This window comes from Suicoccus acidiformans, assembly GCF_003546865.1.
Classification (GTDB): domain Bacteria; phylum Bacillota; class Bacilli; order Lactobacillales; family Aerococcaceae; genus Suicoccus; species Suicoccus acidiformans.
This window is the reverse complement of the sequence record NZ_CP023434.1, coordinates 746,960-760,051: the sequence shown is the minus strand read 5'-3', so window position 1 is coordinate 760,051 and position 13,092 is coordinate 746,960. Positions and strand designations below refer to the sequence as shown.

Sequence of the window (13,092 nt, the reverse complement as noted above, 5' to 3'; positions counted from 1 at the left end):
CCTCCTCTGTCTGCCTAAGTATGCATGCCACCATTAATTTCGATGGTCTGTCCTGTAATGTATTTATTCTCCATTAGAAATTCCACACAGTGAGCGACTTCTTCTACTTGACCAAAGCGCTTCATGGGAATTTGCGCCAGCATGGCCTTCTTCACTTTCTCACTCAGTTCATCGGTCATATCTGTTTCGATAAAGCCAGGGGCAATGGCATTCACCGTTACCGAACGGCCACCTAATTCACGGGCGAGGGATTTAGTTAGGCCGATAATACCGGCTTTACTCGCAGCATAGTTGGCTTGACCGGCATTCCCCATCACGCCCACAATACTAGACATATTGATAATGGCCCCTTCTCTTTGCTTAACCATATGGGGCGCTACGTGACGAGTCATGTTGAAAGTCCCCTTCAAATTCACATCTAGCACCGTGTCATAATCTTCTTCACTCATCCGCACAAAGAGGCCATCGCGATTTAAGCCTGCATTGTTGACCAGCACGTCAATCTTGCCGAAACGATCTACGACTTCCTGCACCATTGCTTGGGCACTGGTGAAATCACTCACATCTCCTACAACACTCGCAGCTGGATAAGCATAGCCTTCAAATTGAGCTATAACTTCATCACTCAAAGGCTTACGACTATTTAAAATTACTTGGTGGCCTAAGCTGGCTAAGTGTTTAGCAATCGCCAGGCCAATCCCCCGAGAACTCCCGGTTACAAGGCAAATTTTGGTCATGATTAATCCTCCTTCAAGAAGGCAGCTAAGCCCTCGATATCTTCTACTTTATCGATGACATAGTGGTCTAAAGGAACTTTGTCACGTTTCAACAAGCGGCTTAGAGTATCCCCTGGACCGATTTGCAACACATGGGTTACACCTGCTGCTTGTAAGTAAGCAATCGTTTGGACCCAATGAACTGGTTCAACTAAGTGACGCACTAGATTCTCACGGAAGCTATCCGCATCATGAGCTTGAACCGTTGTATTACTTATTACTGGCGTTTGACCTTCGGCAAAGGCAATATTCTCTAAGACTTTCCCAAAAGGCATACAACACGCTTGCATCAATGGTGTATGGAAAGGCCCTTCCACACTTAAAGGCAAGAGGCGTTTCAAGCCTTCTGCTTTAGCCGCTTCAGCAAAACGATCCAGGCTCGCTTGAGAACCTGCGATAATCGTTTGATGGTCGGCATTCATATTGGCAATATACAAAGGGGCATCCGCTTGATGGACCTCTGAGACGATTTGTCGAATGACATCAAGGGGCAGCTTCATTACGGCTGCCATTTGAAAAGGTTCACCTTTAGCTAATTCGGTGCAGTGATCACCCATAATATTGCCCCGATGTTGAATTAATTGAATACCGGCTTTGGTATCGATACTACCGGAAGCCAGTAAGGCAGTATACTCTCCTAAACTTAAACCAGCCATATAACTCACTTCTGGAAGCATTGAAGCGATACTGTTATAGATTGCTAAACTTGTCGTAGCAATGGCCACTTGGGCATAACGTGTCTCTTGCAATTGCTCGAAATTCTCACTGACCAGACCGCGAATATCCAGGCCTGTCACTGCTTCCGCAAGATTAAAGGTCTCTCGAGCTTGGGGATAAGCTTCGACAAAATCTAAGCCCATGCCCTCATAGTGAGCCCCTTGCCCGTTAAATATAACGGCTACTTTCATTTGGCAATCTCTCCTTCATCCATAAATATATGCTGGCGTTTCTGATACGTTTCTTTGGCCGTTTGCACATAATCTAAGATAATTTCTTGGACGGTTTCTTCCCGTTTAATCAACCCAGCGATTTGACCAGCCATCATTGAGCCCATTTCAACATCCCCTTCTACCACTGCGCGGCGAAGGGCACCGGTTCCAAGTGCTTCCATCTCGGTATAGTCTGGCTCATCTTTGGCAGCTTCTTGACGTTCAATCGCTAAGTATTGGGTCGTTAGTTTATTGCGCAGAACACGTACTGGATGACCCGTGGTTTGACCGGTTACGACCGTATCAATATCATTGGCTTTCAAGATAGCTTGTTTAAAATTAGGATGGGCGTTGGATTCCTTCGATGTCACGAAACGTGTGCCGACTTGGATACCCTCCGCTCCTAGCATTAAGGCAGCAGCCATAGATTCACCATTACCGAAGCCACCGGCTGCAATAACAGGAATATCCACTGCTTCAATAATTTGAGGGAGGAGCGCCAGCGTTGTGGTCTTGCCGATATGGCCGCCCGCTTCCATACCCTCTACAACAATCGCAGAAGCACCAATGCGAGCCATGCGTTTAGCATAAGCCACAGAAGCGACAACTGGGATTACACGAACGCCGTTTTCTTGAAATTTCGCCATGTATTTAGCAGGATTACCTGCCCCAGTTGTGACAACTTTCACGCCTGCTTCAATAATATAGTCGACCACTTCATCCGCATGAGCACTCAGGAGCATTACGTTTACCGCAAAAGGCTTGTCCGTCAAGCTTTGCATCGTCTCGACCTGTGCTTTGACCATTTCGACAGGATTGTGTCCTGTACCAATTACACCAAGTCCTCCAGCGTTAGATACAGCGCTCGCTAAATCGGCATCCGCCACCCAAGCCATTGCTCCTTGAACAATGGGATAATCTATATTTAGTAATTCTGTAATGGCTGTTTTCATAAAAACCTGCTTTCGTTTACGTTTCGATTATTTCTGTGTATCTTCGATATATTTAACTAAGTCACCAACAGTCTTTAATTCTTGGTCTGTGTCGATGGTAATATCAAATTCATCTTCTAATTCGCTAATAACTTGGAATAAATCTAAGCTATCCGCATCCATATCATTTTCGAAGTCCGTTGTCATCGTTACGTCTTCTTCTTCCACACCTAATTGATCAACAATAATTTCTTTTACTTTATCAAATACCATTTCTATTCCTCCAATAATTCTTTTTCTGTACTAAATGATGGTATGAACCATGCCCCAAGAAAGGCCTGCTCCAAACCCAAACAACACGACTTCTTGTGTTCCGTCTAAAGAAATTTGACCACCTTCCACGAGCGAATCCAATAAAATCGGAATGCTTGCAGCAGATATATTAGCCACCTCATGGATGTTCTGCGGAATTTGCTCAGAATGTATCTTCCCTTTGCGTTCAATCAATTCCAAAAAACGTCGATTCGCCTGATGGCACAGCAAATAATCAAAATCTCCCGTTCGCTTCAGAAAATCCACGAGCGATGGAATCGCTGTCTTATAAACGAAGTTAAAGACTTCCCTACCATCCATAGCTAAGGTCATAGCATGCGCTTCTTGTGACTGAACTAAAAGGGAGTTACTTGTATCTGGCATGGAGTGGAACTCACTTTCGTAGTTTAATGTCTCAAAGCCACCATGCTTTAACACAACCGCTCCTGCTCCGTCCCCGAATAAGAAACTCGTTGAACGGTCCGCAAAGTTCAAGATCTGACTCATCTTCTCTGCACCGATTACTAAGGTATAACCCTCCGTTTCACCTTGGGCTAAACGAACAGCAATATCATAAGCCATCGCAAAGCCACTACAAGCCCCACTCACATCGAAACACCAAGCACCTTCCAACCCCAACTTCGCTTGGACTTGATTGGCAATGGTCGGTGTCTGACCGAGGCTCGACATTGTCGCAACAATAATGCGACGAATTTGCTTAGGAATATCCTCCGCTAAAGATGCCAAGGCTCGTATCGCCGCTTGAGTGGCAATATCAGCTAAGGTCTCATCCTCGCGGGCGAAATACCGTTTGGAAATTCCCGAACGTTGTTGAATCCACTCATCTGACGACTCGATGCCGGTTTGCTTGATAAATGTTTCATTATCAATCGGCTTACCCGGCAAATAGCGGCCCGTTGCGATAATTCTGCTCATTCAACCTACCTCATTCTACTTTTGTTCGAATTAGAAATGCATGCAAATTACGTAAGCCTTTCAATAAGACATCCGTTTCATCCTTGTCTAAACCTTCAATCGTCTCTTCAACCATCTTAATGTGGAATTTCCGGTGTAGTCGGTACACAAGCTTACCCTTAGCCGTCAACTCCAAATAAACTGAACGACGATCATCCGGGCGTCGCATACGATTGACATAAGCTTTCTCAACCAAATTCTGCACCGAAACAGATATTGTCCCGGGTGTTAATCGCATTTCTTTAGCTAAGTCACTCATACGACGCTCTCCGCTTAGTCCGATAGCTTCAATTATATGAATTTCCTTGACAGACAAATCTGAGAAGTCGCTCTCTTTGAGGGCATTTTCTTCGATTTCTAAGACCTCATTGAAAATCATCACTAAATAATCATTAATCTCTTCAATTAGTTCTCTATCCAAAGTGATACCCCCTTTCACTCAAATACTTTGAAAGTCAAACTATTTGATGTACAAAGTCTATCGAAGCTCCGCTATGAAGTCAACTGTCAATCGCAAAGAGCGCACTTTTCAGTTGATTTTTTGCGAAATTTTTTCACTATGCTACTTGCATAAAAGCAGATGCAAGAAGCTTAACAAGTTTCTGTAAGCTGAAAGTGAATACATTGATTGATAATGATTATTCGTTGGTGTTGCTTGAAAATATAGAAATAAACGCAACCCGCTACTTTCTGTTCCGTAAGAAATAAACGGCACGCAACAGGTGAAATTTCTCAGTGCACTAGCGTGGTGTAATCCTACCACGTAACTCTGTGGCTACTTCTCTGGCGTGGCGCAGTCCCACCACGCAATTCCATGACTGTTCCACCTCCGCTATAGATTTAGCTGCTATTATTAAAAGGAAAGTCTATTCTCCATCATCAAACTGATTATACTAAAGCTCGAGAAATGATTAGATTCCTCCCGGTTAAACAAGAACACGCATGCAACTCCTACCCAACACTCAAAAAGCACCAAATCATACTCACAAGAGATGATTTGGTGCTAACTATTTATTATTACTGCTGTTTGTAGATAATTATACAGCTCCGTGGATTTGCATTAATGTGACAATGTTTTCAAAGGATGCAATGTCTGCTCCGGCTGCATAGTCCAATTCACGGCCATAACGTGCGGCAGCTTCAACACAGTTTTGGAAGATATCGTTCATAATAGTTTCTAATTCTTCTTCAACGCGTTCAGCTGTCCATTGTAGGCGAATTGAGTTTTGGCTCATTTCAAGGGCGGAGACGGCTACCCCACCAGCATTTGATGCTTTACCTGGTGCGTAGTGTACACCATTTTCGCGGTAGACTTTTACAGCATCTGAGTTGTTTGGCATGTTGGCTCCTTCGGCCACAATCTTCACACCGTTATCAACTAAACGTTGCGCTTGATCGCCATCGATTTCATTCTGAGTCGCACATGGCAAAGCGATGTCAGCATCAATATCAGCGTCCCAAACAGAACCTTCAATATGAGTTACATCTGGATGTTCTTCAGTATAACGGGCAATGCGTTCACGATCGTCCACTTTTAAAGCTTGAATCGTATCTAAATCCAGACCTTCTGGATCATACACGGCGCTGTTTGAGTCGCTCATTGTAACAACAATACCGCCCAATTCAGTTACTTTGCGAGCAGCGTAGTAGGCTACGTTTCCTGACCCAGAAATCATAACTTTCTTACCTTCAAGGGTTTCACCCACTTCTTCCACCATATTTCTTAAGAAGTAAATTAAACCATGTCCTGTCGCTTCAGTTCTACCAAGACTTCCTCCAGCTGGCACAGGTTTTCCTGTAAATACACCTGCTTCTGGACCATTAATGCGTTTATATTGGCCAATCATATAGCCAATTTCGCGTCCGCCAACACCAATATCACCCGCTGGCACATCTTCATCGGCTCCGATATATTTACTTAATTCCGTAGTAAAACTTTGAACAAAACGCATAATTTCATGCTCTGATTTGTTTTTAGGGTCAAAATCAGATCCCCCTTTAGCACCACCAATTGGTAAGCCAGTTAAGCTGTTCTTAAACGTTTGTTCAAAACCGAGGAATTTCATAATACTTTGGTTTACAGATGGATGGAAACGAATACCGCCTTTATATGGACCATTTAGTGAGCTAAATTGGACGCGGTAAGCAGTGTTAATTTGGACTTGCCCTTCATCATCCACCCATGGCACACGGAAGGAAATAATACGATCAGGTTCTACCAATCGCTCTAAGATAGCATCTTTTTCGTATTCAGGATGCTCATCGATGACTGGTTCAATGGCTTCGAAGAATTCATGAACGGCTTGCAGAAATTCAACCTCATGGGAATACTTCTTCTCTAAGTTGTCATATACACGATTAACATAAGCATTTTTCATTTTCGTAATCTCCTTTGTGTTTCAGAATACAAGCACATTGTATCACAAAGAAAACATTCTGTGAAGTTATGTTAAGAAGAGATGAGAGTTTTTGGAGGAATGTTCGGTTTTCTCATTATTTAGCCATAGAAAAATCCGTCTCCCTGCATTGCTGCAGTAAAGACGGATACGCATGTTGAGAGTTGTACGATCCAGGCAGGATTCGAACCTGCGACCGCCGGTTTAGAAGACCGGTGCTCTATCCAGCTGAGCTACTGGACCAAATGTAACAACCCATACAGAATACCATCGAACGCTTATTTTGTCAAGGGTGGATTGCTAAATAATCGTAAGGTCATCCCCTTGTCGCCATGGTTGGTCCGCATCGATGTGGTCGTAGAATAGAATACCTTTCAAATGATCCATTTCATGTTGGACAACAATCGCTTCGTAATCACGTAATTTGACTGTATGAACTTCACCGTGTTCGTCTCGGTATTCCAGGGTCACCCGGCGCGGACGAGGCACAAAGCCAGGAACATCATGGGGTACGGATAGGCAACCTTCCCCGTCTCTCAGGGCCGCTTTTTGGACGGCATGGCTTTTAATCTTAGGGTTGATGAAGATTTGATCGATGATTGTGTCGCCACGTTCTCCTTCATCTGTGTACTCAACTAAGTAAACAGCAAAAATTTGCTTGCTGACACCCAATTGGGGTGCGGCCAAGCCTACACCTGCACGCAAGCCGTATTTCTCGGCAATTTCATCGTCTTGGCTATTAATAAGAAACTCGCGCATTTCTGTAATCAGTTCTTGCGTTTCCTCGTCTAATGGGAAAGAAACCGGTTCAGCTTCCTGACGTAAAATTGGGTTATTTTCCGCAATGAAATCTTTCATGGTTATCATAATATCACTCCTTTATTTGTGGTTGGTTCGGCGATAGCCTTTAACAATATAACACTCTTTGACTTCATCAAATTCGAGTGATTCTACTAAAGTTTTCTGATGATATAAGGCTAATAAATCAGATTCTTCCGGTTGAACCGATACTGTGTAGGATTCAGCTAGTTCAATGCATGACTGCCATATTAGCTCCTTCAAGCGGTGTATGTCGCTGTTAGAACAGGCGCTTATAAGAATGCTTGGATGCAAGGTTGGTGTGAATAAGTCTTTATTTAGACAGTCTTTCTTGTTATAGACGACAAGCATTGGAATCTTATCCATCTTCAGTTCGCGGAGCAGATTCATGACTGTATCTTCATGCATATCACGCGCAGGATGTGAGGCATCTACGACATGGACCAATAAATCCACATCGCGAATCTCTTCCAAGGTAGATTTAAAGGCATAAATCAATTCCGTTGGTAATTCCTCAATAAAACCTACTGTATCTGTTAATGTAAAGGTATTATGCCCGCGAATCGTCATCTTGCGCGTTAAAGGATCCAAGGTGGCGAACAATTGATCCTGCACGTAAGTTTTCGAATCGGTAAGCCCTTCTAGAAGGGTAGATTTGCCCGCGTTAGTGTAGCCAACGAAACCGATATTAAAGTCTCGCCCACTTTGGCGACGCTCCCGAGTACGTTCCCGGTGGGCTTCCAGTTGCTTCAATTCCTTCTTAATACGTCCAATTCTTGAACGAATGTGCCGGCGGTCTGTTTCTAATTTCGTCTCACCGGGACCTCTCGTTCCAATTCCGCCCCCTAAACGGGATAAGCTTGTTCCTTGGCCAGTAATTCTTGGCAAGAGATACTCATATTGGGCTAGTTCCACTTGTAATTTACCGGCACTGCTTTTGGCTCGCATGGCGAAGATATCTAAGATGAGCTGCACCCGGTCAATCACTCGGACTCCGAGTTCTTCTTCAATGGTACGGTTAACATTAGGTGACATCGAATTGAGGAAAATAACTAAATTCGCTTCCTCCAATTCTACCTGGGCCGCTAAGGCTTCTAATTTACCCTTGCCGATAACGGTTTTGTTATTCGGTCGGGGAAGTTTTTGCGTCACTTCGCCGACAATTTCTCCACCGGCGGTTTCAGTGAGGCGAACCATCTCTTCCATTAAATAGTTAAATTTATCCTCGCCCAGTTCATCTGTTTGGACACCGACTAATATGACGCGATCGGGACTGACTTCCGTTTCAATCATCTGATCTTCCAATTAATTTGACATCTCCTCTATATTTAAATGTCTGCTAACAATGTCAATCGCTTCTTCGAGTGCTTTTGCTTCTGACTCAATTGTCAGCCAGTGCTTCTCTTGGAAACGATTCCGAAACCACGTCAGCTGACGCTTAGCATAGCGCCTTGAATTCTGTTGAATTGCTGCGATGACTTCAGCTAGCGTTGCCTGTCCTTGGAAATAAGGCCACCATTCTTTATAGCCTATACCTTTGGTGCTCTGCTCGTTCTGCTCAGGACTTCTTTGGTAGAGGGCTTCTGCCTCTTCTTCCAGTCCTTCATCAATCATCAACTCAACCCGCCGATTAATCCGGTCGTAAAGCACATCGCGCGGGCGGTCCAAGACCAAGAGGCAACTATCAAATACTTGCACTTGATTCTTATGTTCTTCTTGCTCGGAGAACAACTTTCCAGTAACCTCAATTACTTCTAAAGCGCGTATTAATCGCCGAGTATTCTGCACAGGAATCTTCGCTGCCGCCCCAGCATCCATTGCTTTCAACTCTTGCCAGAGGACTTCATTCCCAAGTGCTGCTGCCCGCTCTTGGAGTCGTCGCCGAACAGCTGGGTCATGGCTTCCTGCTTGCCCAAAGCCTAAATCGAACAACAAGCCTTCAATATAAAGACCCGTGCCACCTACAACAATTGGCAAATTACCTCGCTCGTAGATGGCCTGAATCGCTTCCGTTGCGTCGGCTTTGAATTGACTTGCATCATAACTTTCCCAAGACTTTTTGAAACTAAGTAGGTGATGGGGAATTCCTTGCATTTCTGCTTCGGTAATTTTGCCGGTGCCAATATCCAATGCTTCATAAATCTGCATGCTATCCCCATTAATAACCTCTCCACTAAAATGCTTGGCTAGTTCAATACTCAAAGCCGATTTACCTACCCCCGTCGGCCCGGCAATTACAATCAGGGGAATCTTTCTTAAGTTCTCTTCCATAACTCACTCCAGCATTTCTCTTGCTAAATCTCTTGAATGATCACTAATATCTTTCCCAGACATCATTTGGGCAATTAGTTCCACTCGCTCTTCCCCGTCCACCGGGCTAACTTGCGTTTGGGTTCGCTCATGGCTGACCATCTTGCGAATGTAGAGCTGTTGATCACTGATCGCAGCCACTTGGGCGAGGTGGGTAATGGCAAGAACTTGATGGCGTTCACTTACCTCGTGCATCTTCTCAGCAATGGCTTGAGCCACCCGCCCGGACACACCTGTATCAATCTCATCAAAAACCATCACTTTGGCCTGTGAATCACGGCTGAAGACAGTCTTTAAGGCTAACATGAAGCGGGATAATTCACCGCCACTGGCAACACGGACTAAGGGCTTCAAGGATTCGCCCGCATTGGTAGCAATATAAAACTCCACCCGGTCTAAGCCTTGCTCATTCAATTGTACAAAAGGAATTTGGGGATGTAGTTGTTCATTTAAACGGTCAAACAGCGGGGCACTCTCGAAGCGGACGTGAAAGCGGCTATCTTTCATATATAAATCAGCCAACTCTCTTTCAATAGCTTCTTCCAAATCTGCGCCTGCTTGTTCTCGCTGGTGATGCAAATTTTCTGCAAGCTCGAAGGCTTGTTTATAAGCTTGGGTTAAATCGGCTTCCAAGCGCTCTAGATAGGCCTCCCGGTGCTCGATTCGGTCGATTTCTTCCGCTAAATTGGCCTTATATTCAATAAGTTCATCAATGGAACGCTTATACTTACGCTTAAGAGCTGACAGTTCACTTAATCTCGCTTCTACTGCATCAATATCCATGGAACTATCTTCAATAAAGCTTTGACTTTGCGCTAACTGATGGGAAATATCCTCCAACATAGCTTGCGCCTCCCGCAAAGTTTCTAGTAATTGGGGATAGCTGAAATCAAAGCTGACAATTTGTTCGAGGTTGGCTTGAATGCCTGATAGTTGACTCAGAACGGATTGCTCAGATTCATTCAAGGCGTAAGTTATTCCATATAGCAACTCTGCATTCTTCTGCTGGTGTTGCATGCGTTGACTCAAAGCCTGCAATTCTTCTTCCTCACCCGGAATAAGCTCCACCTCGGCCAATTCCTCCGCCTGAAACTTCAAGAAACGCAAACGCTCCATTTGATCTGTTTCCTCAAGAAAAGCCTGCTGATATTCAGCCAACAGGCCGCGGTAAGTTTGGAAAGCAGCTTGATAAGAAGCATAAGTCTCTTGAAGCGAATCCTTGGCAAAAGCATCCAACATTCCTAAGTGTTGGCGAATATCCAATAGCGCTTGATGCTCATTCTGCCCATGAATATCCACCAAATACTGGCCAATATCCTTCAAAAGCGTCACATTAGCCAGCTGACCGTTAATACGGATGATATTGCGCCCTGATTGACGAATTTCCCGGCGGATAATTAAGCCTTCTTCTTGCCTCAATTCAATGCCGAAATCAGCCAAAGTCTGCCTGAGTCCCTCTGGAATGCGTTCAAAATTAAATAAACCTTCAACCGTTAAGCGATCACTTCCTTCGCGGATAAAATCCACTGACCCCCGGCCACCACACAGCATGCCGAGTGCATCGATAATAATCGACTTACCTGCCCCGGTTTCACCAGAAAGCACGGTCATGCCAGTTTCTAACGTTAAATGAACCGCTTCGATGATTGCGAAATTCTCAATCGATAAACTCTCTAACACCCGGCTCCCTCCTACTAAGCTTCAAATTGTGCGTGAGCTGCTTCTACCAGCCCTGGAATATCAATGTTTAACCAAGATTCATTCGCTAGCTTCGTATTCTTCAAATGAGCGAGAAACTCAATGTTTCCTTCCCCGCCAGTAATCGGTGAATACGTTACGTCTTGAATATCATAACCTAAGCCACTCATCATTTCCAGAACTTCACTTAGAACGTCCCGGTGAACTTGTTTGTCACGTATAACCCCATTCTTACCAATACGTTCAGGACCTGCCTCAAATTGCGGTTTAATTAAAGCGACGACATCTTCTCCCTCAGCAAGAATTGCTTGTAGGGGCGGTAAGATGAGGCCTAAAGAAATAAAGGACACATCAATACTGGCAAAATTCGGTTGGCCTACTTGAAAGTCTTCCGGCTGACTATAACGGAAGTTCACCCGTTCCATCACAATGACACGTTCATCTTGACGCAATTGATAGGCCAATTGATTGTAACCCACATCTAAAGCGTAGACTTGCGCTGCCCCAGCCTGTAAGGCAACGTCAGTAAAGCCGCCCGTTGAGGCACCAATATCCAGCATAATCCGCCCCGTCAAGTCCAGATCAAATGTCTCAAGCGCTTTAGCTAACTTCAGGCCACCTCGACTGACGTAAGGTAAGGTTTTGCCTTTGATATGAAGCTCGGTATCGGTCGCAATCTTCTCGCCAGGCTTGTCATAACGTAAATTATCTTGATTATATATTTGCCCAGCCATTATCAAACGCTTGGCCTGCTCGCGGGTTTCGGTAAGCCCTTGTTGTACAACTAATTTATCCACGCGTTCCTTCGCCACTGGCTAACCCCCTATCTAACAACATCCAAATATTCCATAAATTGCATTAATTCCATATATGGACGACCAGTGCGTTGTGTCAACTGTTTCAAGCTCGCCTCAGCAAGATTCATCTGCTCATCTAAAGCTTGGTAACTTTCCTCTAAGCCGAGAATACTTGGATAAGTCGCCTTCTGTAAGACAGCATCTTGACCTGTCTGCTTGCCAGTTTCTACTTCACTAGCTTGAACATCCATTAAATCATTATGAATTTGATAGGCAATCCCGAACGCATCACTAAAGCCTTTAAAATGCGCTTTCTCCGCCTCTAAGCCAGCAATCACCGCACCAGCTTCCACGGCAAAATTAAATAAGCAACCGGTTTTAAGGGCATGAATTTCTTGGAGTTGGTCTAAGGAAATCACTTGTTCTTCGGCTTGAATATCTTTCAACTGACCAGCAACCATGCCTACAGACCCGGCTGCTCGGCTCAAAGCTTGAAGTAACTTTACCCGCACCTTAGGGCGTAAGTTCTTGTCTTCAGCGATCACGCCAAAGGCATCCGTCAATAAAGCATCACCAGTTAGAATGGCTGTGGCTTCATCAAATTGAATGTGACTCGTCGGCTGACCTCTCCGCAAATCATCATTATCCATTGCCGGTAAATCATCATGAATCAGCGAGTAGGTATGAATATATTCCAAAGCAATAGCGGTAGACAAGCCTAATTCGACTGATTTATGTTGATTTAGCCGTAAGACACTTAACAAAAGAAGGGGACGCACTCGTTTGCCGCCACCTTTAAGCGAATAAAGCATCGGCTTTAAAAGCTCAATGTCGGTAGCTGACTGCTTGACGTATTGATCTAAGGCCTCTTCGAAACGTACCCGTAATTTATTCGTATTTAATGCTTTCATGGCTCAACCTCATCCAAGGCCTGTTCGCCACTTTCTGTCATCATTTTAGCAACGGTTTCTTCTGCGCTCCGCAAAGTTTTCTGACAATATTGACTGAGTTGGACACCTTCTTGGAAAGCACTCAAAGCTTGTTCCAAAGGCAAATCACCTTGCTCCAATTGCTGGACAATCTGTTCTAATTGACCCAAGGCCTCTTCGAAATTCTTAGGTGTCTTAGCATTTGATTCTGACATCTTA

13 protein-coding genes, 1 tRNA gene and 1 pseudogene are annotated in these 13,092 nt (G+C 44.5%); all 15 read right to left on the bottom strand.

Annotated elements, in window-relative coordinates; all coding sequences use genetic code 11:
* Positions 1 to 14: 14 nt before the first annotated feature.
* Positions 15 to 737, bottom strand: a complete 723-nt coding sequence (fabG, locus tag CL176_RS03675) for a 3-oxoacyl-[acyl-carrier-protein] reductase (RefSeq protein ID WP_118990114.1) — start codon at positions 735 to 737, stop codon at positions 15 to 17.
* A 2-nt stretch (positions 738 to 739) separates the two neighbouring features.
* Positions 740 to 1,684, bottom strand: coding sequence for an ACP S-malonyltransferase (locus CL176_RS03670; protein WP_118990113.1), 945 nt, complete (start codon positions 1,682 to 1,684; stop codon positions 740 to 742).
* Positions 1,681 to 2,661, bottom strand: a pseudogene (fabK, locus tag CL176_RS03665) (enoyl-[acyl-carrier-protein] reductase FabK); the annotation flags it as partial. The gene CL176_RS03670 and the pseudogene fabK, both read right to left, overlap by 4 nt.
* 24 nt (positions 2,662 to 2,685) lie before the next feature.
* A complete protein-coding gene (locus CL176_RS03660; RefSeq protein WP_118990111.1) occupies positions 2,686 to 2,910 on the bottom strand; it encodes an acyl carrier protein in 225 nt (74 codons plus the stop codon).
* Positions 2,911 to 2,940: 30 nt separating this feature from the next.
* Positions 2,941 to 3,885 (bottom strand): 3-oxoacyl-ACP synthase III family protein, encoded by a 945-nt coding sequence (locus CL176_RS03655; protein ID WP_118990110.1) that lies wholly within the window; start codon positions 3,883 to 3,885, stop codon positions 2,941 to 2,943.
* A 10-nt stretch (positions 3,886 to 3,895) separates the two neighbouring features.
* Complete coding sequence (locus tag CL176_RS03650) at positions 3,896 to 4,345, bottom strand: MarR family winged helix-turn-helix transcriptional regulator (protein ID WP_162890810.1); 450 nt, start codon at positions 4,343 to 4,345, stop codon at positions 3,896 to 3,898.
* A 616-nt stretch (positions 4,346 to 4,961) separates the two neighbouring features.
* A complete protein-coding gene (gene gdhA / locus CL176_RS03645) occupies positions 4,962 to 6,311 on the bottom strand; it encodes an NADP-specific glutamate dehydrogenase (protein ID WP_420824186.1) in 1,350 nt (449 codons plus the stop codon).
* 178 nt (positions 6,312 to 6,489) lie between these two features.
* A tRNA-Arg gene (locus CL176_RS03640) sits at positions 6,490 to 6,563 on the bottom strand.
* 57 nt (positions 6,564 to 6,620) lie between these two features.
* The gene (gene def / locus CL176_RS03635) at positions 6,621 to 7,187 is read right to left on the bottom strand and encodes a peptide deformylase (protein ID WP_118990108.1); all 567 of its coding nucleotides are present in this window, start codon (positions 7,185 to 7,187) and stop codon (positions 6,621 to 6,623) included.
* Positions 7,188 to 7,199: 12 nt separating this feature from the next.
* Positions 7,200 to 8,432, bottom strand: a complete 1,233-nt coding sequence (hflX, locus tag CL176_RS03630) for a GTPase HflX (protein WP_205528154.1) — start codon at positions 8,430 to 8,432, stop codon at positions 7,200 to 7,202.
* Positions 8,433 to 8,444: 12 nt separating this feature from the next.
* A complete protein-coding gene (miaA, locus tag CL176_RS03625) occupies positions 8,445 to 9,410 on the bottom strand; it encodes a tRNA (adenosine(37)-N6)-dimethylallyltransferase MiaA (RefSeq protein WP_118990107.1) in 966 nt (321 codons plus the stop codon).
* Between the two features lie 3 nt (positions 9,411 to 9,413).
* Positions 9,414 to 11,129: a DNA repair protein RecN gene (recN, locus tag CL176_RS03620; RefSeq protein ID WP_118990106.1), complete on the bottom strand. Its 1,716-nt coding sequence runs from the start codon at positions 11,127 to 11,129 to the stop codon at positions 9,414 to 9,416.
* A gap of 14 nt (positions 11,130 to 11,143) precedes the next feature.
* Positions 11,144 to 11,959 (bottom strand): TlyA family RNA methyltransferase, encoded by an 816-nt coding sequence (locus CL176_RS03615; protein ID WP_118990105.1) that lies wholly within the window; start codon positions 11,957 to 11,959, stop codon positions 11,144 to 11,146.
* An 11-nt stretch (positions 11,960 to 11,970) separates the two neighbouring features.
* A complete protein-coding gene (locus CL176_RS03610) occupies positions 11,971 to 12,855 on the bottom strand; it encodes a polyprenyl synthetase family protein (protein WP_118990104.1) in 885 nt (294 codons plus the stop codon).
* Positions 12,852 to 13,088, bottom strand: coding sequence for an exodeoxyribonuclease VII small subunit (locus CL176_RS03605; protein WP_118990103.1), 237 nt, complete (start codon positions 13,086 to 13,088; stop codon positions 12,852 to 12,854). The genes CL176_RS03610 and CL176_RS03605 overlap by 4 nt, the downstream gene beginning before the upstream one ends.
* Positions 13,089 to 13,092 lie beyond the last annotated feature (4 nt).